Origin of the sequence: uncultured Slackia sp. (assembly GCF_959608125.1) — a bacterium.
In the GTDB taxonomy this organism is placed as follows: Bacteria; Actinomycetota; Coriobacteriia; order Coriobacteriales; family Eggerthellaceae; genus Slackia.
Genome location: NZ_CAUHPG010000011.1, coordinates 21,012 through 43,219, shown reverse-complemented (window position 1 = coordinate 43,219; position 22,208 = coordinate 21,012). Strand labels below are relative to the sequence as shown.

The following is a 22,208-nucleotide window of genomic DNA, read 5'->3' as shown; positions in this document are numbered from 1 at the left end:
ATCCGCCCGTTCCCCTCGTGACGGATCGGACCTCCTTCGATTTCGACCCGCTTACCCCGAGTCGAATCAATCCCATGGCGCACCTCTCTCATGCGCCTTTCTTCCCCAAAAGGCCGGCACACCCGCTAAGGCGTGTCGGCCTTTTCTTTTGTCTCGGTCCGAAAGCCTATCGATCGCGCGATGCTATCGCCCGCCCTGACCGACTATCGATCGCGCGCTGATATAAGTCACCAAGAAGTAGATTCCATACACCGTCAAAAACGATACGACGGCCACGACGCTCGTCGCGCCGATGTCGAAATTCCCGAACACGCGCACCACATCCGTGACCACCTGCATGGCGCACAACGTATGCGCTATCCCCAGTATCAGCGGGAAGGCGAAATACACCAGCACCTGCTTGAACAACGCTCCGTCGACCATCTCGCGAGGAGCTCCGAGCTTCGAGAGCAAATCGTATCGACGCGCGTTATCGGCCGCATCGGTCAATTGCTGAATGGCAAGGATCGCGGCGCACGCTATCACCAAAACGAAGCCGATGTAGATGGCCAGATAGCTCACCACCGCCGTCAGACCGAAGCTTTGCGAACGCACGCCATCGGCGGTCTGGACCATGGTGACCGGCTGCGTATTCGTATCCAGCGTCTGCTCGACCGCATTCGCGAAAGAACGGAACGCCTCCTGCTGGCCGGGCGCGCATCGCACATCGAGAATGGACTGATACGGCACGGCGTCCTCGGGCAGGCAGGCATCGTCGACGACGATCGCCCCGGCGCGCATCATGACGCCCGTGACCTCGAGCGTGTCACGGCACAGAACGCGCTGCACACGCACATCGTTTCCGAACACCGAAAGCATCGGCCCCTTTTCGGCGACCGCCGCCAGATACGGCGCAGTCGTGGCGAAATCGCTCCACAAGAGGCATTCCCCCTCGTCGAGCGTCACGGGATCGAGACCCGCAAGCTCGCGCGCAGCATTGAACGCGGAAAGGCCCACGGCATCCAGATTCATCGAGGATGCATCGTCGGACAACAGCCCCGCGCCCACATAGTCGAGAAGCGACTCCCCCGTCTCATCTTCCAGGTCGCCGTAAGCGACGCCTGAATCGTAGAAATCGACCTGGACGCTTTCATCCACGAGCTCGTCCCAAGAAGGAGCGCCGACGACCGCCGCGCTATCGGCAAGCCCGCTCGCCATATCGTATCCATGGGCGCGCACGAAATCGGAGAACTCCTCTCCGTAGACGGGAATCGCCTCCATGCCGTCTTCGCCGACCTCATAGAAGAAATGGGTGGTGGAAACGGTGGCGTCGTATTTCGTTCCCGCATCGACCCCCGACTGCATGGCGTTGCAGATGCCGATGCCGCCGCATACGCTTGTCATGGCAAGGAACAACGTGATCGCGATCACGCTCATGCTGACGAACGCCGAGTTCACGCGCGCCGAAAGCTGCCGCAGGAAAACCATGTTCAACCCGCGCAGATACAAGGGGCGGATCATCTGGACGAAACGAAGCAGAAAGCCCGACAGAGAATAGAAGAACAGGACCGTACCCGCGCACACGAGAATCGTGGCCGCGACGAACTGCCCATTGACGTTAAGAAGGCCGTTGTCGATGAGCAGCTTGTACGAAACGCCTATGACGACGCACGAAACCAGGAACAGCGCAAACGACAGCGGCAGGCTGCGCAGCTTCATGCTCTCGTTCTTGCGTTCGGATTGCAGGAGGTCGATCAGCTTGGCTTTGGACAAATGCCCGGCGTTCCATGCCGCCGCGACGACGAATACGGCCGAAAACGCGACGACGGTCTGCGCCAAAGCGGCCCCCGATACGGAAAACGCCACGCCCTCGACGGCGGAATCGAACATCGATGCCGCAAAATTCGAGAGCACCTGCGAAACGGCGATGCCGATGACGAGGCCCACGGCGAGAGACGCCGCGCCTACGATCAACGTCTCTGCAGCCGATATCTTGAGCAGGTCGCTTTTCTGCATTCCGAGCGTCAAATACAGCGCGAATTCCTTATTGCGCCTCTTGACCAAAAACCGATTGGCATACAGCACGAGGAACGCCAGGATAACGGCGATGAATGCCGACACGAACGAAATCACCATGCTCAAAAGCTCGACCATGGACCGCGAATCTTGCGAAATGCGAGCCACGGCCTGGGAGTCGGCGATCGAATTGAACGCATAGAAAACGGCGATGCCGAGCACCAACGTGAAGAAATACACCGCGAAATCCTTCGCGGACTTGCGCACGTTGGCGAAAGCGAGTTTAACGAGCATCGCCGGCCTCGCTTCCCAGGCTTGTAGCCGCGGCTACCACCTTCGAGAAGAATTCCTTACGCGAATCGTCTCCTCGGCGCAGCTGCCCCCACAAACGACCGTCTTTGATGAATACGATGCGGCTGCACCAGCTGGCGGTGAACGCATCGTGCGTCACCATGACGATGGATGCCCCCATCTTATTGAGCAGGTCGAACGTCTCGAGTAGCTGCGTCGCCGACTTCGAATCCAAAGCGCCCGTCGGCTCGTCGGCCAGCACCAGGCTCGGACGTGCGATCACGGCGCGAGCCGCGGCGGCGCGCTGCTTCTGACCGCCCGATATCTGATACGGATACTTTTCCAGGATATCGCCGATTCCCAACCGCGCCGCCATATCGTCGACGCGCGCGTCTATCTGGGAAGCCGGCGCCTTTTGGATCGTCAGAGCCAGCGCGATATTCTCGCGCACGGTAAGCGTGTCGAGAAGGTTCGAATCCTGGAACACGAATCCCAGTTCATCGCGACGAAAACGCGACACTTCCTTCGACGAAAGAGTCGTGACGTCGCGACCTGCGATGCAGATCGAGCCGCTCGTGACGGTATCTATCGTAGAGATGCAATTGAGCAAGGTCGACTTGCCCGAACCGCTCGGTCCCATGATGCCGACGAATTCCCCTTCGTCGACGAAAAAACTCACTCCGTCGAGCGCAAGCGTGGCCGCCTGCGCATCCTTTCGCTCTCCTCCGTATCGTTTCGTCGCGTCCCTGACTTCGAGCACATGCCCCGCCATAGCCGCCTCCTCTCGTCGAACCCCGGCGTGCGCCGGCGCGAATATCGTCTGCACCAACGATATCGGGGGGCGCCGGCGCCAACCTTGAGCCGACCTGACATTTGCCTGACGAAAAGAAGCCGCCTCGTCCACGACGACGACACGCGTGCTTTAATGGGAGCGAGAACGAGAAAGGAGCGTATGCCATGAGCGATGCGAATCTGAAATCACGACGCATTCTCCTCGTAGACGACGAACCGGAACTGCGCCGTATGGTGGCATCGATGCTTGCCGCCGAGGGATTCTCCAACGTCACGCAGGCGGGAAACGTCAAAGAGGCGCTCGAAGCGTTTCGACGCGTGAAGCCGGAGCTCGCGTTGCTCGATGTGATGCTTCCCGACGGCGACGGATTCGCGCTATGCCAATACCTGCGCGCATTCGATTCGGACTCGCCTCTTCCCGTAATATTCCTTACCGCTAAAGACGAGACCGACGACCGGCTTTCGGGCCTTCGGTCGGGCGCCGACGATTACGTGACCAAGCCGTTCAGCCCCCAGGAACTCGTCTTGCGCATCGCGGCCGTGCTGCGTCGCTGCTACCCGGCCGACCCCGAGACCGTCGAGCTCGCCGATTGCGTGCTCGACCTGGACAACGCAGACGTACATCGCAAGGACACGGGCGAGCATCTCTCGCTCACCGTGAAAGAACGCGCTCTTCTCGAAGCCCTGGCGCGCAATGCAGGGCGCATCGTCACCACCGACGCCCTCTGCGAGGCCGCATGGGGCGATTCGTTCGGGTACGAGCAATCGCTTATGACGCATGTACGCCGCATACGCGAAAAAATCGAAGCCGACCCGTCGCACCCCCGCTCGCTCGTCACGGCGAAAGGCATCGGATACAAGCTGGTCGCCCATAAGGAGCGCTGACCATGAACGATGCGAAAACGGAGTCCGCGCGAAACCCGCGACGCTCCGACAAATCCGCCCGCCGTCGGGCAGAGCGGGCCCGGAAAAAAGCGTCCGCGCCGTTCTTCTTCGGCAAGCAGGCCGTCGCATTCTCCGCGGTCTGCGTCGCGCTGCTCGTCTTAGACCTTTTCCTTTATATAGGCATCGCCATCTACGAGAACACGCAGGCGTTCGGCAACGGATCTCCGAAAAGCATCACGCTGACCATCGGCGACAAGCTCGTCCGCGGCGAAGACGGCACATATGCCCTGCACGAAAGCGAAGCCGCCTGGATGGATTACGAGCAATGCTGGGCCATGCTCCTTTCGGAGGAAGGCGAGATTCTATGGAGCCGCAATGCGCCCGAAAGCGTGCTTCGCCCTTACACCCTGTCGGAAGTGGCGGTATTCTCGCGATCGGGATACCTGGACGATTTTCCCTGCTTCGTCTGCAAACGAGACGATGGGCTGCTCGTCACGGGATTCCCGAAAGACTCCTATGCCATGAACATCGTGTCGTATCTGCCCCAGCAAAGCCTGGCGCATATGCCCTTGTACGCATTGTTCATCTTCTTCGTCGATGCGGCCGTGCTCTATCTCGTCTACATGGTGTCGAAGCGGCGCGTGGCGAAAAGCATCGCGCCCATGATCGAAGCCCTCGACGAACTTGCATGCGGCAAGCCCGTCCACGTACAGCTCAAAGGCTCGCTGAAAGACGTAGGCGAGACGATCAATGCAGCAAGCGCCGTCATGCGCCGCAAAGACGAGGCGCGCAAACGATGGGTATCGGGAGTCAGCCACGACGTCAGGACGCCCCTGGCGATATCCATGGGCCACGCCGAACGCATCGCCTCGGACGACACGGCGGGCGAATCGACGCGGGAATCGGCACGCATCATCGAACGACAGAATGCGCGCATTCGCGACCTGGTGTCTGACCTCAACATAGCCTCGAAGCTCGAATACGACATGCAGCCCGTCGATATGAAGCCCGCAAGAATCGCGCGAACGGTTCGCAACATCGCCGCCGACTATGCGAACACCTACCCCGACGGACCGTTCGAAATCGAGGCCGACGTGACCGCACGCGCGCAAAACTCGACCCCGTCGATCGACGAACGCCTCATCGACAGAGCGCTGCGCAACCTGGTCGATAACGCCATCAGACACAACGAGAAGGGATGCACGATACGTCTATTCGTCGATACAATCGACGGCAAGACCGTCATCGGCGCGGCCGACGACGGCAAGGGGCTCGACGAAGCGCTGATCGCGCGGCTCAATCGCGAGGCCTACGACATCTCCCTCGACCGACCGGACGAAAGCTCGTCGGAAGGCCCCGTGCCGCCGCCCCATTATCACGAATACTGCCCCGACGCCGCACAGGCGGCGACGGAAAGCGAACCCTCGCGCGATCGACCCCTGCTCGAACCGAAAGACCTCATCGGACTTAACGAACACGGACTCGGCCTCTCGCTGGTGGCCCGCATCGCCGCGGCACATGAGGGACGCGTCGAGTTCTCGAGCGGACGGCAGGGAGGATTCGTCGCCACGATGACCTTGCCCGCGACGCCTCGGCAAAAGCAACGGCCGGCATGCACCGAAGCCGCATGCCGGAAAGCGTAAACAGGCGCTGCCGACTGCGCGACGACGAACGCGTATCGGTCGAATTCTCCCCGAAGAAGGGCCACTCGCACCCGCGAGCGGCCCTTTACCCTATTTGGGAGGTACTCCAGCGAAACAAAACGCGAAACGGCTATAGTGGCACCCATGACATTTCAGGTGGCCAGCGCGACTGCATCGATAGTATTCGAATCAGTCGCGCCGCGATCCATCGATGAACGAAAGGACCTGTGGTGAAAAAAATCTGGCAAAAATGGAACGAGATCAGCCTCATCAAGAGAATCCTGGTCTTCCTCGTCTTCGGCGCCGTGCTCGGCGTCGTCGCACCGACCCTCACGTGGCTCAGCATCTTCGGCGACCTTTTCGTCGGCGCCCTCAAGGCGGTTGCGCCCATCCTCGTCTTCTTCCTGGTCATCGCCGCGCTCACCAATGCGCGCGCCGACGGGTCCATGAAGACGATCGTCGCGCTTTACGTGCTTTGCACCTTCATCGCCGCGCTTGTGGCCGTCGTCGCAAGCTACCTCTTCCCGATCGAACTCACGCTCGAAGGCCTCGAGGCGGCCGACAAGGCATCGCCCGAAGGCGTCGGCGAAGTTTTGAGCACGCTCGTCATGAATCTGGTGGCAAACCCCGTCGACGCCCTCGTCAACGCCAACTACCTGGGCATCCTCGCATGGGGCGTCCTTCTGGGCGTGGCATTGCGCATCGCCTCCGAAGCTACCAAGAACATCTTCACCGACATCTCCGACGCCGTGGGTCACGTCGTGCGCTGGGTCATCAGCCTCGCCCCCTTCGGCATCTTCGGCCTGGTGTATACCGCCGTGTCCACCAACGGCCTCGAAATCTTCACCGAATACGGCAAGCTGCTGCTGGTTCTTGTCGGCTGCATGGCGTTCCTGGCCTTCGTCGCCAACCCGCTCATCGTCTACTTCTTCACCCGCAAAAACCCCTATCCGCTGGTCATCCGCACGCTGAAGGAATCCGGTCTCACGGCGTTTTTCACCCGCAGCTCCGCCGCGAACATCCCCGTGAACATGGAGCTGTGCCGCAAGCTCAAGCTGGATAAAGACGTCTACTCCGTCTCCATCCCGCTGGGCGCCACCATCAACATGGGCGGCGCGGCCGTCACCATCACCGTCATGGCCATGGCCGCTTCCCATACCCTGGGCATCTCCGTCGACCTTCCCACCGCCGTGATCCTGTCCGTGCTGGCCGCCGTGTCCGCATGCGGCGCATCCGGCGTCGCGGGCGGCTCGCTCATGCTCATCCCGCTTGCATGCTCGCTGTTCGGAATCGGCAACGACATCGCCATGCAGGTCGTGGCCGTCGGCTTCATCATCGGCGTGATCCAGGACTCCTGCGAGACCGCGCTGAACTCCTCTACCGACGTCCTGTTCACGGCCGCCGCGGAATACCGCGAGCGCCGCAAGAACGGCCAGGTCATCGACTATAGCGAGTGGGAAAAATAAATTCCTTTCGCTTACCATGAAAAGGAGCCGCATGCGGCTCCTTTTTTGTATCGTCGCGCAACGATGCGCGCCGTATCCCATCCCCTCCTCCAGCAGAACGAAAGGAATGCGCAATGCACTGCCGCATCATAGAATCGCACTCGATCGACAGAGGGCTTTTCTCCGACTTCATCCGCCGTCAAGACGTCGACCTATGCCGTCGATGGCGAAACGGCGCATGGACGATCGAGATCGACCCCTTCGTCGACGACTGGGACGAACAAGACTATCAAGAGCTCATCGCCCATCTGCGCAACCTCGTCGAACGCGGCGGCTTGCTCCTCGGAGCCTTCAGCGACGGTTCGCTCAAAGGGTTCGTATCCGTCGATCCGGAGCCCCTCGGCCCGAACGGAATCTATCGCGACCTGTGCGACCTCTTCGTTTCGGCCGATATGCGCGGCCAAGGCATCGGACGAGAGCTCTTCCGATCGGCCGCCCGTTGGGCGCGCAAGCAAGGGGCGGACAAGCTCTACCTTTCATCGCATTCCGCCATCGAAACGCAGGCGTTCTATGAATCCGTCGGCTGCATCGACGCGGCCTATATAAGCCCTGCGCATGTCGAGAAAGAGCCATTCGACTGCCAACTCGAATACGACTTGCGGCAAACGAGCGCTTTCTAAAACGCCTTCAAGCGCAAAAACGCCCCGGCGCGCGCAGCTCGTCTTCAACCTCGTTCTTCAGGGAAGACGGCCGCACGCGACCAGGGCGTCCGTTTCGGCGAAGCGGGAACGCTTACGCCAGGTCGTCGAGCATCTGCTCGATGTTCTTACGTCCGAACAGGACCTTTTCGCCGTCGTTCACCACGACACACGGCACACTCATCACGTTGTAGCGCTCCTTGAGCTCGGGTGCATGGGCAATGTCGTAGACCTCGGCGCGCACGCCCTCGTTTTCGGCGGCGATGCGCTGTGCGGCGACCACCGTTTCGGGGCACATGGTGCACGAAAGCGAAACGATCACCTTGATGTCGACCGGGCCCTGCACCGCAGCGATTCGTTCGCGCGCGGCGTCGTCGAGCGGCTGGCCGGGGCCCGCCACGTTATACAGGCCCAAGACGAACGAGGTGAACTCGTGGCCGCCCGGCACGCCGTGGAAGGCCAGGCCGCTGTCGGTTCCGTCGGCGCGCAGCACGCGCACGAACGGAGCCGCGTCGGCAGGAGCGGCCTCGCCGCGCACCACGTCCACGCGGTCGGTCAGCCCCGCGAGCGCCTCGGCGTATGCGACGAGCTCGGCCGAAGCAGCGGACGCGTTTTCATGCAGCTCGAGCACGACCGGAGCCGCCATGCGGGAGAACACCGCGCCCAGCTGAGCCAGCATGCTTTCGTCGAAAAGATCGGAAACGGCGGCGGAGCCGGCCTGAGGCGCAGCCTCGGGTTGCTCGGCCTGCGCCCCAGCGGCGGCCTGCTCGACGCGCACGGGAACGATACCTGTCTTCTGCTGCATCTGCACCGCGTAATGCTCGATCGATGCCGCGGCCTTCGCGCCGTCGGCCGTGGCGGTGACCACCTGACGCAGCTCCTTGGAGCATACATCGCCCGCCGCGAACAGGCCGGGCGCGGCGGTGCGCTGGCCCTCGTCGGTGACGATATAGCCCCATTCGGTCATCTCGGCCAAGTCGGCCGCAAGCTCGGTCGCAGGCTCGTAGCCCGCGAACACGAACAGGCCGAACGTGTCGCCTTCGGGAGCGCGATAGACGAACTCTTCGCCCGTGACGTTGTTGCGATAATGCAGCGCACGCATGAGCTCGCCGCCTTCGATGGCGGTTGCTTCCGTATTCGTCAGCACGGTGACCTTCTCGTGATCGCGAGCCGCGGCGGCGGCGCCGGGAGCACAGGTGAAATCGTCTCCGCGCACGAGGATAGTCACGTGGTCGGCGTATTTGGTCAAGAACACGCCCTCTTCGGCCGCAGAGAAGCCGCCGCCGATGACGAACACCTCTTTGCCCGCGAAGAACTCGCCGTCGCAGGTGGCGCAATAACCCACGCCGCGGCCCGCGAAACGGTCCTCGCCCTCGATGCCCGCGCGACGCGGGCGGGCGCCGGTAGCGACCAACACGGCGAAGGCACCCAGGTCGCCCTTCGACGTACGCACGGTCTTCACATCGCCGTCCATATCCAGACCGAGCACCTCGGCCGCCATGAACTCGGCGCCGAAGGATGCGGCCTGCGCGCGCATAGTATCGGTCAACGCCGCGCCTGAAACCTTCTCGACGCCCGGATAGTTCACCACTTCGGACGTGATGGCGATCTGGCCGCCGAAGCGATCCTTCTCGACGACGAGCACGCGCATGCGGGCGCGCGCCAGATACAAGGCCGCGGTGAGACCGGCGGGGCCGCCGCCCACGACGACGGCGTCATATATATCCTTATGTTCCATATAAACGTTCCTTTGCAGAAAAAGAGGCCGCGATGGCGGCCTCTTCGGGATTCTTGTTCGTTTCCGGATAACGCCGTCCGGCGCGGCCGAACGGCCGAAAGCGTCCGGACTTACAGCTGGCCGACCAGATCGAGGCTCGGCTTGAGGGTCTCGCCGCCCGGCTGCCACTTGGCAGGGCAGACCTGATCGCCGTGCTCGGCGACGAACTGGCAGGCCTGGACCAGGCGGAGCAGCTCGTCGGCGTTACGACCGACGCCGCCGGCGTTTACCTGGTAGGACTGGATGCGGCCCTCGGGGTCGACGATGAAGGTGCCGCGCTCGGCGAGGCCGTTCTCCTTGATCAGGACCTTGAAGTCCTTGGCCAGGGCATGGGTCGGGTCGGCGAGCATGGGGTACTGGATCTTCTTGATGCGCTCGGACTCGTCATGCCAGGCCTTGTGCACGAAGTGAGTGTCGGTGGAGACGGAGTAGATCTCGCAGCCGATCTTCTGGAACTCCTCGTACTTGTTGGCGAGGTCCTCCAGCTCGGTCGGGCAGACGAAGGTGAAGTCGGCGGGATAGAAGAAGAACACGCTCCACTTGCCCAGAACGTCGTTCTTGGTGACGGTCTTGAAGTCGTCCTGGTAGAAAGCTTCGACGGAGAAGTCGGCGATTTCCTTGTTGATCAAAGACATGGTATAACTCCTTGAAAGGTATGCGGCGGGGGTTTCGTTTCCCGCCATCTCTATGTGACGCAACCCATTCTACCCAACGCGATTTTAATTGCAACCATTTTTGTAACAATTAGCGAAATAAGCCGGCGCGCGGCTATGAAATCAGAGTGTGCGGGGCGTCGTTTTCTCGTAATGATCTCGTGAACGTGCGTATTATCCCAGTTCATAGTCTTGTTTCTGTTTTGACCTAGTTTGTTTATCTGAATAATTGCACTTTCATCGAAAAATCTCTTGACTCGAGCGAAATGACGCGGTATAAGTTTCCTGTGGTTAACATCCACCGCGAAAGCAGCAGCCGCCTGAGACGGGCGCCCCTTTCCGTTTCGGGCGGCCGGCGATTCGCAGGCGGCAGCATTACGGGTTCGCCCGCCCGGGCTGCGCTGGATTCCACGAAATGCTTTTCCGAAGACGGCCGCGCTCCTACCCCCTTGGCGCGCGGCCCGCCGCCCTTCCTCCTTGCACGGCACGCCGTGCGGAAATACTGACGTATGCAGGAAACGCGCCGACCTGCACTCGAAAGGCGCAGCGGCCCCTTCGCGGGGCCGCTTTTCGTTTCGGAACGAAACGCCCCCTACGCGTGAGCGCGATATGAAGCTTTCATGGTCGGCGCTTACGGCGCCGTTCGCCCTTTCGTTACAATAGCGTTCGCAGCATGCAGTTCCTTCCAACGTAAGTCTAGGCTGCCGTCCAAGGCTTACCCGCATAAGGCGCCTTGGCGTTTCGCACATCGGACACGAAAGGACGCCCATGCAGGGAAAACCCCTCATATTGCTGCTCGGCGTGCTCTATAGCGCAGCATTTCTCGCAGGATTCAACGAAAACCTCGTCAACATGGCGCTTATGTCGATCATGGCCGAATACGCTATCGATTCGATCACTGCGCAATGGCTGGTCACAGGCTATATGATCGTCGCCACCGTCGTCGTGACATGCATGGCTTTCTTCTACCGCCGCTTCAAGCTGCGCACGCTGTTCTTCTCGGCTTCCGCCCTCTCTTTCGCAGGATCGGTCATGGGCCTGTTCGCCCAAAGCTTCGCGATGCTTCTATGCGCACGCCTCGTTCAAGCCGTCGGCACGGGCATCTTCATCCCGCTCATGATGAACACGATCCTGGCCGTCACGCCCAAGAACAAGTTAGGCACCTATATGTCGATCGGCAGCTGCATGATCACATTCGGCCCCGCGTTCGCTCCCGTGGTCTGCGGCGCGATCGTAACCGGCTTCGGATGGCGATTCGTCTTCGCAGTGCCCGCCGTCGCCATGGCCGTCATCGCGCTGCTCGGTTTCTTCTTCGTGAAAAACCTCGAGGTCGGCCGCGCGCATCTAGACCTCGCGTCGGTGGCGCTTTCCTCGGTCGCCTTGTTCCTGTTGTCATTCGGCCTGGCCAATCTGGCGATGAATACGCCCGCGGCCGTCGCGGCGCTGGTCGCGGCCGTCCCTATAGGAGCCGCGTTCATCGTTCGCCAGCTCCGTTGCGAGCACCCGTTGATCGACCTCGCCCCCGCCAAAAGCATCCGTTTCTGGCCGACGCTGCTCCTCGCCACCGTAGCCATGATGTCGACGTTTTCCATGAGCGTGCTTCTGCCTCTGTATTTCGAAGGAGCGCTGGGCACCACGGCGTTTTTCGCCGGCATCGTCATGCTCGTGCCCGTCCTGGCCAACACCTTCATCACGTTGCTCGGCGGGCGCATCATGGACAAATACGGCGAGTGGCCCCTGCTGCCTATCGGATTCGCCGTGGTGACGGTCGGCTTCGGGCTTGTCGCGGCAAGCGCTCCGAGCCTGTCGCTTGTCGCCATGCTGACCGGTTCGCTCGTCACGCTGTCGGGCGTCGGATTGATCTTCTCGCCCTCGCAGACCGCAGGCCTACGCACGCTTGCACCCGAACTGCACCCCTTCGGCGTGGCGCTTTCCACCACGTTCGTGCAGATAGCCGCCTGCATCGGCCCTTCGCTTTACACGGGCATCATGTCGTCGGTCGAAGCCGACGCGATCGCGAACGGAACTTCGGCACAGCTCGCATGCGCCGAAGGCTTCGGCGCCGCGATGACCGTAGCCGCCGCGGTGGCGGCGGTCGGTTTCGGCACTGCGCTCGTCTACGCGCTTGCGGCGAAACGACGCGAGAGCGCCGCTGCGCCCGCCGTCGAATACACGGGGCTGAACGCCATCATGGAACGCGACCCCTTCCTTCTGAACGAGTCCGATACGGTCGCGCATGCCATGGAATCCTTCGTCGAACGCCGCGTAGGCGGCATGCCCGTCGTCGACGCCGAAGGACGCGGCACGGGCTTTCTTTCCGACGGCGACATCATCCGATACCTCGCCGACAAGCATCCCCTGGTCATGGACGGCTATTCGCTCATCGCGATGGCCGAAGAAGGCGGCTTCGACGAACGTTTGCGCGAACTGATGGCGCTGCCCGTGAAAACGGTGGCGACCGACCGCCTGGTCTCGATCGACGATCGCTCGACGTTCGAAGAGGCCTGCGCGCTTCTTGCGCGCCACAAGCTCAAGAAGGTGCCCGTCGTACGCGACGACAAAGTAGTCGGTACGATCAACAGGTCGACCGTGATCCGCTACGCGATGCAGCGCGCGGGTCAAGCCGACGCGAAACCGCGTTCGTAAGCAGAAAAGCGGCCCCGATGCATACCATGCATCGGGGCCGCTTCGATTTCGCCTCCATCGCGCCCTCATGCGGCAAGGCGCGCATCGTCGTCGCAACGCTCCCTCAACGCCAACCCTGCCGATGAAAGCGCCGCCGCCCGTTCGCGTTTTTTCTCGCGACGGACGACCGCCGCATATACCGCCAAGCCGACGGCGGCAAACGCTGCGGTCAAAACCACGACCGCAGCCGTAGCGGTCCAATCCCCCGCCGCCGCGAATCCCGCCATCGCCGTCGAAGAAACGATCGAGGGTATGCGCCCCACCGTGGTTATAAGGGCGATGCGCCACGCAGGACAATTCGTCAATCCCGCGATATAAGTCATGATGTCTTTCGGCGTGCCGGGAATGAGAAAGCATACGAACATGAGCAATTCGAACCGGGCCGAATCCTGCAGCCATTTCATGGACGCGATCTTCTCACGCGAGAAGAACAGCTCCACGGCCTTCATGCCCAACGTACGCACGACCGCAACCACGACCAACGTTCCGACCAAACCCGCCATCAGGCACAAGGCCGTTCCTTCCCAGAATCCGAATGCGTATCCCGCGCCTAATTCGAGCGGCTCGCCCGGCAAAACGGCCACGACGATCTGAAACACGATCAACGCGCCCATGGCCAACGGGGCGAACACGCCTTGCCCGTCGACCCATGCCTGCATACGCGGGCCATCGGCGAAGAATGCGAACAATTCGGGGCCGTACGTCGCCCCTGCGACGACCAGCGCGACAAGAACCGCCGCCGCTGCACACCAGACGATGATGCGGCGTTTGCTCGTTTCGACCGTTTTCATATTCGACACACCTTTCAGCATTGCAGGTTCGCACGGTGTCGGCATAGAGCCGGCATCCCGATGATCGAGCGATCCTTCGATACTGAAAAGTCTACGGAGCGAATATCAAATCGCCATCAACGCAAGGAAACGCGATTCTGACGAAATACCGACGAAACCGCGTTTCCCGAAAGCATTCGCCGCATCGGAACCGCGACGAATCGACGGCCGGTCATGCGATCGGCGCCTGGACAGAGGCCTCGACTACGGCCCCGCCCGATTCCGCATTCATCAACCGCACTCCGCCGCCGTGTTTCTCGCATAGTTCGGCGCAGATATTGAGTCCCAAGCCGAAATGCGCCGAATCGTCGCGGCGCTTCTCGGCGGAATCGCGCCAGAACGGCTCGCATCCGTGCTCGAGCGCGGCCGCGTCGAAACCAGGCCCGTCATCGGCCACGCGAACCGTGAGCAAGCCGTCTTCCCACGCGCACGACAGGCTCACCTTCGATTCGGCGAAACGAAGCGCGTTCGACAGCGCGTTTTCCACGATGCGCGAAAGGGCGACGTCGTCGAACGCGGCGCTGCGAGGCAAGCCGCCGGCTTTCGCCTCGAAATCGATTCCCGACGCCCGAACCAGATCGGACGCCTCGGCCGCAGCGCGCACGAACCATGCGCCTACATCGCCCGCATGCGGTTCGACCGTGCATTCGTCGAGGTCGGCCAGGTCTTTCATCGACTCCACGTAGCGCTGGAGCCGCTCGGTCTGGCGAGACATGGCCGCCGACGCTTCGGCGAGCCCTGCGGCATCGACGCGACCTTCGGGGGCGAATGTCGAGAGCATTTCCGCACGACCCTTCAGGACGGTGAGCGGCGTACGCAGGTCGTGCGCGAACGCGGCATTCACCTTGCGGCGGTTTTCGGCCACACGCCACATGGCCTTGTTGTTGCGCTCGAGCGCCGATCGCATATCCTCGAAAGAAACGCACAGGCGGTCGAGTTCGCTGCGCGACCCTTCGGGCGGCGCGGATACGGGAACGGACAGGTCGCCCTCGGCGATGCGGCGGGCGGCGTCGTCCATCGCCTGTATGGGGCGCTGCAGCTTGCGTTTATAGAAGCCGCGGCTCGCCGCGAGAAAACAGATAGCGAAGATCAGCGGCACCGATACGAACACGGCAAGATTGACGACCTGATACAAAATGCCTGTCGGCACGTAAACGTAGTAGCACACCAAAGAAACCGCAGGTCTCTTGCCGTTCTCGTCGACAGGGAGAGAGTCCCGCATGCTCTGCGCATCGCCGCGACGAGCATTCGCGGTCTCATCGTAGGCAGGCACATCCTGCAGAGAAAGACGCGTCTCCTCCCCTTCGCGGTATTCCGCTTCGTCGATATCACGCACTTCGGCGTCTTTCGCTCCATCGGGCACGTTGCCGAGCGAGATAACACTGTAATAAGGCGAGTTATAGGAACGCTCTGCTATGTAAAGGGACGCTCCATCCCTGACGACGACGGACGAACTATCGGCGCCGTCGTCTTGAGCGCGCGACGAAAGCGCATGGCTCTCCGATTCTTCCCGCGAATAATCATCGAACCCTTCGTACCAGCTTATTTTCTCAGCGGACACGAGCGCGTTAAGCTCCTCGTCGTAAATATAGAGCCCGGGATACACCGACCTATCCCCATAGAGAATTTCTTCAGACACCGCATTGAGCAGTGAAACCGCGCCGAGCGAAAGCACGAAGGCCGCCGCCATGCCGATAAGCGCATAGAAAAAGAAGGCGGATCGCACCGAGCAGACATCTAAAGCGTTTCTCGTCGAGCGCAACGGATGACGCAGCCATGCGAACGCCGCTTTGCGCACACGAGCGCCGCGCGAGGCGGGGGCGACATCGGACGAATCTTCCGCACACGACTTTTCATCCCATCCGCCAGAACACGACGCGGACGGGCGGGAGCCTTCCTTCGGCCCGCACGCCTCCGCGCAAGCGGCGTCAGACGCATCGAAGGATGCGCCCGCTCCTTCCTGGCGCTCTTCCGAACCCGATCGCTCTATCCCTGCCATGTGTAGCCCACTCCCCATACCGTTTTCACGTAATCCTTCTCGGCGCCTGCTTTCGCGAGGGCCCTGCGAAGCCTGCGCACATGCTCGGTCACGACCGCGGAATCGCCTGCCGCACCCCAAACGCGCTCGTATATCATGTCGCGGTCGAACACCTGGCCGGCATGCTTCGACAAAAGCGCGCAGATCTCGTATTCCTTGCGCGCGAGGGGCACCGCAACCCCGTCGGCGCATACCTCCATGGCGGCGTAGTCGATGGAAAGCGCGTCATCGACGCGGATGGCGTTCATGCGCTTCATGCGTTCGCCTCGAGCGAGCTGGGCTTTCACGCGGGCGCCGAGCACTTCGAGCGAAAACGGCTTGGTCACGTAGTCGTCAGCACCTGCAGAAAATCCGTCGATGGCGTCGGCGTCTTCCACGCGTGCCGTCAAGAAGATGATCGGACAGGTATGAACGTCGCGCAGCATGCGGCAGATCGAGAATCCGTCGATATCGGGAAGCCCCACATCGAGCAGAATGACGTCGGGAGAACGCTTCGCCTTTTCAAGCGCTTGCGCGCCATCGAGCGCCACCGTCGCCAGATAACCCGACATCTCGAAATAGCTCTTAAGCATATCGGCGATATCGCGTTCGTCGTCCACGATCAACACGAGCGGCTTTCTTGCACTGTCCATGACGCTACCGGTCCCTTCGAAACATCCTTGCGCAGCATATGCCGCGCCTGAAACACGATACCGCGCAAATATCAACTTTCGGTCTACAGAAATCGAGAAGCACATCCGACGCCCCCTTGACATTCGTCTCGCCGTTCTTATACTTATGAACAGTTGTTCATATGTTGAAAGGTTAGAAGATGTCCGACGACGAAACGCTCGCACACGACCACGCGGCCGCCTCGTGCTGCGGCGGCGCCCATCCTCAAGGAAACGACGCCTTCGACGAACTTCCCGACGAGGAGCTTCTCTACGACCTCGCCGACCTGTTCAAAGTGTTCGCCGACACCACGCGCATCAAGATCCTCTACGCCCTTATGGGCGCCGAGCTGTGCGTGGCCGATATCGCCGGCATCGTCGGTGCCACGCAAAGCGCCGTATCCCACCAGCTGCGCACGCTCAAACAAGCCCATCTGGTGAAGTTCAAACGCGAAGGCAAAAACGTGCGCTACTCGCTTTCCGACGATCACGTCTACACCATGCTCGCCCAAGGCATGAGCCATATCTGCGAATAACGCGCCGACCGGCCGTCGAATCGACCGCGACCGAACGAATCTTGGAAAAAAGAGGGCGTTCAGGTCGAAAAATGCGAGGTTTGGCACGCAAGACGGCATGAACCCGCCCTATTCGTCCGAATAAATCGCCATATAGATGCAATTCGGGTATTAAGAAAGCATTTTCAACCTCAATCAAACGATACGCCGCCTTTTCTCGTGGCAAAGCCTCGAAAAAACGGCAGTAACCCGCGAAAGAATCCAAAGAACGAAAGGAACCCGCCATGCGCAAGTCCTACAAGCTCGACGAAATCGATTGCGCCAACTGCGCCCGCAAACTCCAGGACAAGATCGCCGCGCTCGACGGCGTGCAAGACGCTTCAGTCAACTTCATGGCCCAAAAGCTCACGCTGCAGGCGGAAGACGCCGAGTTCGGCGCCGTGCTCGAGCGCGTCGTAGCCCTGATCTCCGATATCGAGCCCGACTGCGAAGTCATCCGCTAACGGGCCGCGCATGCAGCCGATCGGAGCTTTCTATGAATAAGAAACAGAAAAAACTGCTCAAGCGTATCGTCGCGGCGCTCGTCCTGCTCTTCGCCGTCATGGCGCTCGACAAGACAGGCGCGCTCGAGGCGGTCTTCGGCGCACGCGGCGCGGTCTACGCGAGCTTCGCGCTCTACCTGGCCCCCTACCTCATCGCCGGCCACGACGTCTTGCTGAAGGCGTGGCGCAACGCCCGCCATGGCGAAGCGTTCGACGAAAGCCTGCTCATGTCGATCGCCACGCTGGGCGCGTTCGCGATGGTGCTTTTCCCCGATTCCGATCCGCATATGGCCGAAGGCGCGGCGGTCATGCTGTTCTACCAGGTAGGAGAACTCTTCCAGAGCTACGCCGTCGGCAAAAGCCGCAAATCGATCGCCGCGATGATGGACATCGCGCCCGATTTCGCGAACATCGAACGCGACGGCGAGCTTGTGCAAGTAGACCCCGACGAGGTAGCCGTGGGCGATATCATCGTGATCAAGCCCGGCGAGCGCGTCCCGATCGACGGCGTGGTCGTCGACGGCGCCTCGCAGCTCGACACCGCGGCATTGACCGGCGAATCGGTGCCGCGCCATGTCGAAGCGGGCGCAGAAGTCATCTCGGGCTGCATCAATATGACGGGCGTTCTGCGCGTGCGCACCCTCAAACCCTTCGGCGCCTCCACCGTGAGCCGCATCCTCGAACTCGTGGAGAACGCGAGCGAGAAAAAAGCACGCACCGAGAACTTCATCACCCGCTTCGCGCGCGTCTACACCCCCGCGGTCACCTTCGCGGCGCTCGCGATCGCCGTCATCCCGCCGCTTCTCGGCATGGGCGCCTGGTCCGACTGGATTTTGCGCGGATTGACGTTTCTCGTGGTGAGTTGCCCGTGCGCTCTCGTGATCAGCGTCCCGCTGTCGTTTTTCGGCGGCATCGGAGGCGCCTCGAGGATCGGCATCCTGGTTAAAGGCTCCAACTATCTCGAGGCGCTCAGCCGCGTGGACACCGTGGTGTTCGACAAGACCGGCACGCTGACCGACGGCACCTTCGACGTGACCGCCGTCCATGCATGCGACGGCTTCGATGCCGATACCGTGCTCGAGACCGCCGCATATGCCGAGGCCTTTTCCGACCATCCGATCGCAGCTTCGGTCAAACGCGCCTTCGCGCTGCCTATCGACCGAAGCCGAATCGGCGAAGCCGCCGAAGAATCGGGGCACGGCGTTTCCGCGACGATCGACGGACGCGCGGTGCTCGTCGGCAACGACCGGCTCATGGCCGCGCACGACATCGCATGCGGCGCGTGCGATCTTGCGGGAACCGTCCTGAACGTCGCGGCGGACGGACGCCTCGTCGGCCGCATCGTGATCGCCGACACGGTGAAAGACGATGCCGAGCAGGCGATACGCGACCTGCGCGCGGCCGGCGTCGAGCGTTGCGTTATGCTCACGGGCGACCGCGCCGACGTGGCGCAAGTCGTCGCAGACCAGGTAGGCGTCGACGAAGTGCACGCGCAGCTGCTGCCCGCCGATAAGGTGGAGGAAGTCGAGCGCATCATGGACACGGTGCGCGAGAATCTGGCCTTCGTAGGCGACGGTATCAACGACGCGCCGGTTCTCACGCGCGCCGACGTGGGCATCGCCATGGGCGCCATGGGGTCGGATGCCGCGATCGAGGCCGCCGACATCGTACTCATGGACGACAAGCCGTCCAACATCGCGCGCGCCATCCGCATTGCACGCAAAACCATGGCTATCGTGTGGCAGAACATCGTGTTCGCCATCGGCGTGAAGGTGCTAATCCTCGTGCTTGCCGCGCTCGGCATCGCCAACATGTGGCTCGCCGTGTTCGGCGACGTGGGCGTGGCGGTCATCGCCATCCTCAATGCCATGCGCGCCATGAACGTGAAGAAGATGTAGCAGCGCACGCCATACCCCCTGCGTGCGCTGCAAAAGGAAGGGCTCCGAAGACGCGACGGTCTTCGGAGCCCTTCGGCACGGATAGGACGAAACGCCTTATCCCCTGGCCATCAGCTTGTCTTTGCCTGCCGAAAACGACCTGACGGTAGGCATGAGCGCGTCATCGCGCACCACGCGGGCGGCCGCCGCGGCCAGAACGCAGCACAACGAATCGCATCCCGAATCGGCCGAGGCCTTCGCCATGTCGAGCATGCTCTCGCAATTCGAGGCGAGCGCGCCCACGGCAACGCCCTCTTTGCGCAAGATCTCGTTCTCTTCCTCTTCGGTATGGCGCTGCAGGCCCTTCACGCTCTGCAGCAACTCTTCGAACTCGACCATGGCCTGCTCGGCCATCGCCGAACGCAACGACGCGCATCGGCGATAACATGCCGCCGCGGCGTCGTAGCGCTCGAGTTTCCAGAACGCATACGCCATCCAATACAGCGCAAGTCCCGCATCGGCCGGGTGCCACGCCACTTCGAGCGCCTTGGAGCACATGGCGATTTCCTGCTCGTATTCGCCGCGCATGAAGTAGGCCCGAGCCGCGCGCAGGTACGAATACGCTCGCGCGGGCGCAAGCTCGATGCAGCGCTTCGCATGCTCGAGGGCCGCATCGGCGCCGGCAATCGACGTGGTGTATACCTGGGCGAGCGCGTCATGGACCAAAAACGCCTCGTCGGGAAGCGGCAGCACGCGCCTTCCCGCGGCGTCTTCGGAACAATGGCGCGCATACATATAGCGCGTCTCGTAGCTGTCGAAGAAACGGTAGCAGGTCTGGGCGGTGTCGGAGAACCCTTCGGCGGCCTCGACTTTCGCCAACAGCTCTTCGAGCACGACGATGGCCTGGGCTTCGTCATCCGAACGCACGAGCGCAGTGGCGCGGGCCATGAGCGGCTTGAATCCGTATGCGTCGACGAAAGCCTCTTTCACCTCGAGATACGAATGCTCATCGAGGTCTCCCAGCGCGAAACCGTCCATGAGGGCGGAGCAGATCCGACGCACGAGGATATTTTCAGTGCGGTCATGAATGCCTTTCAGGCATTCGAGCGCGGATGCGACGCCGGCGTCGAGGGCCGCCGCCACCTCGTCGGCATAAGCCGCACGGACCCCGTCTTCGAAGATGGTCAAGTCGCACGGCGCCGCCACGCCCGCAAGCTCGCGAGCCTCTTCGGAAAACGCAACCTCGTCGCGATGGATCAGCGCCTCGCGCGTTTCGGCGAACACGCCCTCCCCCTGCTCGAAGCTCGCGGGAACGGGACGCATCGCGAACGAATCGTCCAACTCGAATGCAATGCCGAGCTCGCGGAGCAAAGCGAACGGGTCGGAGAAGGCATGCTCGCCGTCGGCCGCGAACGCTTCGCAAAACGCCGCGCGCTCGAACACGCCCGCCGCAACCGTCTCGCCGCCGCCGTCGCGCCGGCAATTCAGGTAGATGCGTTCGATGTCGGACGATACGGAAAACGCCTGCGCGGCGAACAGGATGGCGGCGTGCGCGACATAGCGGGCCGCCTCGCCGTTACGGGCCGCCTCGTCGCGCGGCACATACCGGCACGCCCCCTCGTCCCATATGGAAAGGGCCATGACGTCGGCAGGCGGACAGAATACATTCACGCCGAAAGAAACGCCGCTCTCGTCGCTGAAGAATTCGTAACCGACCCGATACGGCAGCCGAAGCAGTTCGCACGAGCGCGCGAAAGCAAGATGCTTGTCCCATTTGCTCGTCAAACGCGGAGCCTGCAACGGGTCGCGCGCCTGAGTGCAAATGCGGTCGCAGAGCCACATATCGGCCACGCTGCACAGCGCCTCATCGGCCGCACGCGAGCCGCCTTCGAAATTTTGCTCAAGATACTCCGTCAGCAGCAAGAATCTATTCAGAGCCGCTTCAGCACGCAGAAACGCGAAGCGCGCATCGGCGGTTTCGGGGCTCATGGAAAGCCCGCCGTTCTCGATGACGACGCCCGATGCGTCGGCATAATAGAAATCGACGTAATACGTATTGGCGTAGAATGCCGTGCGCAGCAGGCGCACCGCCGGGATGCACGACTGTCCGGCGGCCAGCTCGACCGCCATGTCTTCACGCGTCTTGCCGACGACGCCCGAATCGCGCAGCAGCGTGACCAGATAACGTTCGATATCGCATACGGCGGAAACGTCCCCGAAAGGCGACTCGACTTCGAGGATTTCCCTATTCACCGCATCGAACAGGTCTACGGTGTCGAAACGGGCGAACACCGCGCCCAAGTCGAAGGGCCGCGAAGCATCCTGTTCGCAGGCGAATCCGACGAAACGGAAATATCCCTTGCCCATGAAGTCGACATACGACTCCCATGGCCCCGGCAGCGCGGATGCGAAGGGACGGGCTCCCATGACGCTTTCGACGCGATAGCGCTCGCCGGCATCGGACCGCTCGCACGCATACGTGCCGACGGCCGTCTCTTCGCCGATGCGGGAGACAATCGACAGAAAACCGCGCTCGCGAGCGCTGCCCTCCTGGGAATACGCCATGAAATCAGGGAAACGAGCAGGCGGAACGGACAAGGGTCCGCCCGTTTCGAAGACGCGTCCGTATTTATCGGCGTATGCAACGATCCTCGCTCGCGAAAGCGCAGGCGAATCGAATTCTACCAGATAGAACGCTCCCCCTTCGGGGAGCACGATGCCGCTTTCGACCAGGCCGAACACATGCCCGTCAGGCTGTCCCGGCAAAACGTCGAAAGCCCTTCGCTTCGCCGACGCATCCAGTTCGAAAGGAAAAGATACCGCCATATGCCACCTCGCCGTCTCATCGCGCGCAACCGTCTTGCTCGATGCCGATTATACGGCACCGCGGCC

16 protein-coding genes are annotated in these 22,208 nt (G+C 61.8%); 8 read left to right on the top strand and 8 right to left on the bottom strand.

What is annotated here, in order from left to right; genetic code table 11:
* Positions 1 to 183 precede the first annotated feature (183 nt).
* Together Q6E04_RS04945 and Q6E04_RS04940 are read right to left on the bottom strand one after the other, a co-directional pair.
* On the bottom strand, positions 184 to 2,289 hold the full coding sequence (locus Q6E04_RS04945; RefSeq protein ID WP_303249696.1) for an FtsX-like permease family protein: 2,106 nt from the start codon (positions 2,287 to 2,289) through the stop codon (positions 184 to 186).
* A complete protein-coding gene (locus Q6E04_RS04940; protein WP_303249695.1) occupies positions 2,279 to 3,058 on the bottom strand; it encodes an ABC transporter ATP-binding protein in 780 nt (259 codons plus the stop codon). Before Q6E04_RS04940 ends, Q6E04_RS04945 begins: the two co-directional genes overlap by 11 nt.
* A 185-nt stretch (positions 3,059 to 3,243) precedes the next feature.
* Here Q6E04_RS04940 and Q6E04_RS04935 point away from each other — a divergent pair, with 185 nt between their 5' ends.
* The 4 genes from Q6E04_RS04935 to Q6E04_RS04920 all read left to right on the top strand — a co-directional run bounded on the left by Q6E04_RS04935 (position 3,244) and on the right by Q6E04_RS04920 (position 7,731).
* Positions 3,244 to 3,963 (top strand): response regulator transcription factor, encoded by a 720-nt coding sequence (locus Q6E04_RS04935; protein WP_303249694.1) that lies wholly within the window; start codon positions 3,244 to 3,246, stop codon positions 3,961 to 3,963.
* Positions 3,964 to 3,965: 2 nt separating this feature from the next.
* Positions 3,966 to 5,606 (top strand): sensor histidine kinase KdpD, encoded by a 1,641-nt coding sequence (locus Q6E04_RS04930; RefSeq protein WP_303249693.1) that lies wholly within the window; start codon positions 3,966 to 3,968, stop codon positions 5,604 to 5,606.
* Positions 5,607 to 5,836: 230 nt separating this feature from the next.
* A complete protein-coding gene (sstT, locus tag Q6E04_RS04925) occupies positions 5,837 to 7,072 on the top strand; it encodes a serine/threonine transporter SstT (RefSeq protein ID WP_303249692.1) in 1,236 nt (411 codons plus the stop codon).
* A gap of 113 nt (positions 7,073 to 7,185) precedes the next feature.
* Positions 7,186 to 7,731 (top strand): GNAT family N-acetyltransferase, encoded by a 546-nt coding sequence (locus Q6E04_RS04920; RefSeq protein ID WP_303249691.1) that lies wholly within the window; start codon positions 7,186 to 7,188, stop codon positions 7,729 to 7,731.
* A gap of 112 nt (positions 7,732 to 7,843) precedes the next feature.
* Here Q6E04_RS04920 and Q6E04_RS04915 read toward each other — a convergent pair whose 3' ends face one another.
* Positions 7,844 to 9,487 carry an FAD-dependent oxidoreductase gene (locus Q6E04_RS04915; RefSeq protein ID WP_303249690.1) on the bottom strand — a complete coding sequence of 548 codons (1,644 nt, stop codon included), beginning with the start codon at positions 9,485 to 9,487 and terminating at the stop codon, positions 7,844 to 7,846.
* 110 nt (positions 9,488 to 9,597) lie between these two features.
* Positions 9,598 to 10,161: an alkyl hydroperoxide reductase subunit C gene (gene ahpC, locus Q6E04_RS04910; protein ID WP_303249689.1), complete on the bottom strand. Its 564-nt coding sequence runs from the start codon at positions 10,159 to 10,161 to the stop codon at positions 9,598 to 9,600.
* A gap of 786 nt (positions 10,162 to 10,947) precedes the next feature.
* Here ahpC and Q6E04_RS04905 point away from each other — a divergent pair.
* On the top strand, positions 10,948 to 12,825 hold the full coding sequence (locus Q6E04_RS04905; protein ID WP_303249688.1) for an MFS transporter: 1,878 nt from the start codon (positions 10,948 to 10,950) through the stop codon (positions 12,823 to 12,825).
* Positions 12,826 to 12,890: 65 nt separating this feature from the next.
* Here the strand turns inward: Q6E04_RS04905 and Q6E04_RS04900 are convergent, their stop codons facing one another.
* The 3 genes from Q6E04_RS04900 to Q6E04_RS04890 form a co-directional block, all read right to left on the bottom strand.
* Positions 12,891 to 13,655, bottom strand: coding sequence for a TVP38/TMEM64 family protein (locus Q6E04_RS04900; RefSeq protein ID WP_303249687.1), 765 nt, complete (start codon positions 13,653 to 13,655; stop codon positions 12,891 to 12,893).
* Positions 13,656 to 13,866: 211 nt separating this feature from the next.
* Complete coding sequence (locus tag Q6E04_RS04895; protein ID WP_303249686.1) at positions 13,867 to 15,693, bottom strand: HAMP domain-containing sensor histidine kinase; 1,827 nt, start codon at positions 15,691 to 15,693, stop codon at positions 13,867 to 13,869.
* Positions 15,681 to 16,364, bottom strand: a complete 684-nt coding sequence (locus tag Q6E04_RS04890; RefSeq protein WP_303249685.1) for a response regulator transcription factor — start codon at positions 16,362 to 16,364, stop codon at positions 15,681 to 15,683. Before Q6E04_RS04890 ends, Q6E04_RS04895 begins: the two co-directional genes overlap by 13 nt.
* Positions 16,365 to 16,543: 179 nt before the next feature.
* Here Q6E04_RS04890 and Q6E04_RS04885 point away from each other — a divergent pair, with 179 nt between their 5' ends.
* The 3 genes from Q6E04_RS04885 to Q6E04_RS04875 all read left to right on the top strand — a co-directional run bounded on the left by Q6E04_RS04885 (position 16,544) and on the right by Q6E04_RS04875 (position 19,337).
* Positions 16,544 to 16,918 carry a metalloregulator ArsR/SmtB family transcription factor gene (locus tag Q6E04_RS04885; RefSeq protein WP_303249684.1) on the top strand — a complete coding sequence of 125 codons (375 nt, stop codon included), beginning with the start codon at positions 16,544 to 16,546 and terminating at the stop codon, positions 16,916 to 16,918.
* A 263-nt stretch (positions 16,919 to 17,181) separates the two neighbouring features.
* Positions 17,182 to 17,400, top strand: coding sequence for a cation transporter (locus Q6E04_RS04880; RefSeq protein WP_303249683.1), 219 nt, complete (start codon positions 17,182 to 17,184; stop codon positions 17,398 to 17,400).
* Positions 17,401 to 17,432: 32 nt separating this feature from the next.
* Positions 17,433 to 19,337 (top strand): heavy metal translocating P-type ATPase, encoded by a 1,905-nt coding sequence (locus Q6E04_RS04875; RefSeq protein ID WP_303249682.1) that lies wholly within the window; start codon positions 17,433 to 17,435, stop codon positions 19,335 to 19,337.
* 96 nt (positions 19,338 to 19,433) lie between these two features.
* On the opposite strand, the gene Q6E04_RS04870 is transcribed toward Q6E04_RS04875, so the two are convergent.
* Complete coding sequence (locus tag Q6E04_RS04870; protein WP_303249681.1) at positions 19,434 to 22,142, bottom strand: hypothetical protein; 2,709 nt, start codon at positions 22,140 to 22,142, stop codon at positions 19,434 to 19,436.
* Positions 22,143 to 22,208 lie beyond the last annotated feature (66 nt).

Excerpts from the sequence above, each read along its gene's own strand:
- Q6E04_RS04875 (WP_303249682.1), top strand. The coding sequence starts at position 17,433 with ATGAATAAGAAACAGAAAAAACTGCTCAAGCGTATCGTCGCGGCGCTC.
- Q6E04_RS04920 (WP_303249691.1), top strand. The coding sequence starts at position 7,186 with ATGCACTGCCGCATCATAGAATCGCACTCGATCGACAGAGGGCTTTTC.
- Q6E04_RS04930 (WP_303249693.1), top strand. The coding sequence starts at position 3,966 with ATGAACGATGCGAAAACGGAGTCCGCGCGAAACCCGCGACGCTCCGAC.
- Q6E04_RS04915 (WP_303249690.1), bottom strand. The coding sequence starts at position 9,487 with ATGGAACATAAGGATATATATGACGCCGTCGTCGTGGGCGGCGGCCCC.
- Q6E04_RS04940 (WP_303249695.1), bottom strand. The coding sequence starts at position 3,058 with ATGGCGGGGCATGTGCTCGAAGTCAGGGACGCGACGAAACGATACGGA.
- Q6E04_RS04945 (WP_303249696.1), bottom strand. The coding sequence starts at position 2,289 with ATGCTCGTTAAACTCGCTTTCGCCAACGTGCGCAAGTCCGCGAAGGAT.
- Q6E04_RS04885 (WP_303249684.1), top strand. The coding sequence starts at position 16,544 with ATGTCCGACGACGAAACGCTCGCACACGACCACGCGGCCGCCTCGTGC.
- Q6E04_RS04880 (WP_303249683.1), top strand. The coding sequence starts at position 17,182 with ATGCGCAAGTCCTACAAGCTCGACGAAATCGATTGCGCCAACTGCGCC.
- Q6E04_RS04870 (WP_303249681.1), bottom strand. The coding sequence starts at position 22,142 with ATGGCGGTATCTTTTCCTTTCGAACTGGATGCGTCGGCGAAGCGAAGG.
- Q6E04_RS04890 (WP_303249685.1), bottom strand. The coding sequence starts at position 16,364 with ATGGACAGTGCAAGAAAGCCGCTCGTGTTGATCGTGGACGACGAACGC.
- Q6E04_RS04895 (WP_303249686.1), bottom strand. The coding sequence starts at position 15,693 with ATGGCAGGGATAGAGCGATCGGGTTCGGAAGAGCGCCAGGAAGGAGCG.
- Q6E04_RS04935 (WP_303249694.1), top strand. The coding sequence starts at position 3,244 with ATGAGCGATGCGAATCTGAAATCACGACGCATTCTCCTCGTAGACGAC.
- Q6E04_RS04905 (WP_303249688.1), top strand. The coding sequence starts at position 10,948 with ATGCAGGGAAAACCCCTCATATTGCTGCTCGGCGTGCTCTATAGCGCA.
- Q6E04_RS04900 (WP_303249687.1), bottom strand. The coding sequence starts at position 13,655 with ATGAAAACGGTCGAAACGAGCAAACGCCGCATCATCGTCTGGTGTGCA.
- ahpC (WP_303249689.1), bottom strand. The coding sequence starts at position 10,161 with ATGTCTTTGATCAACAAGGAAATCGCCGACTTCTCCGTCGAAGCTTTC.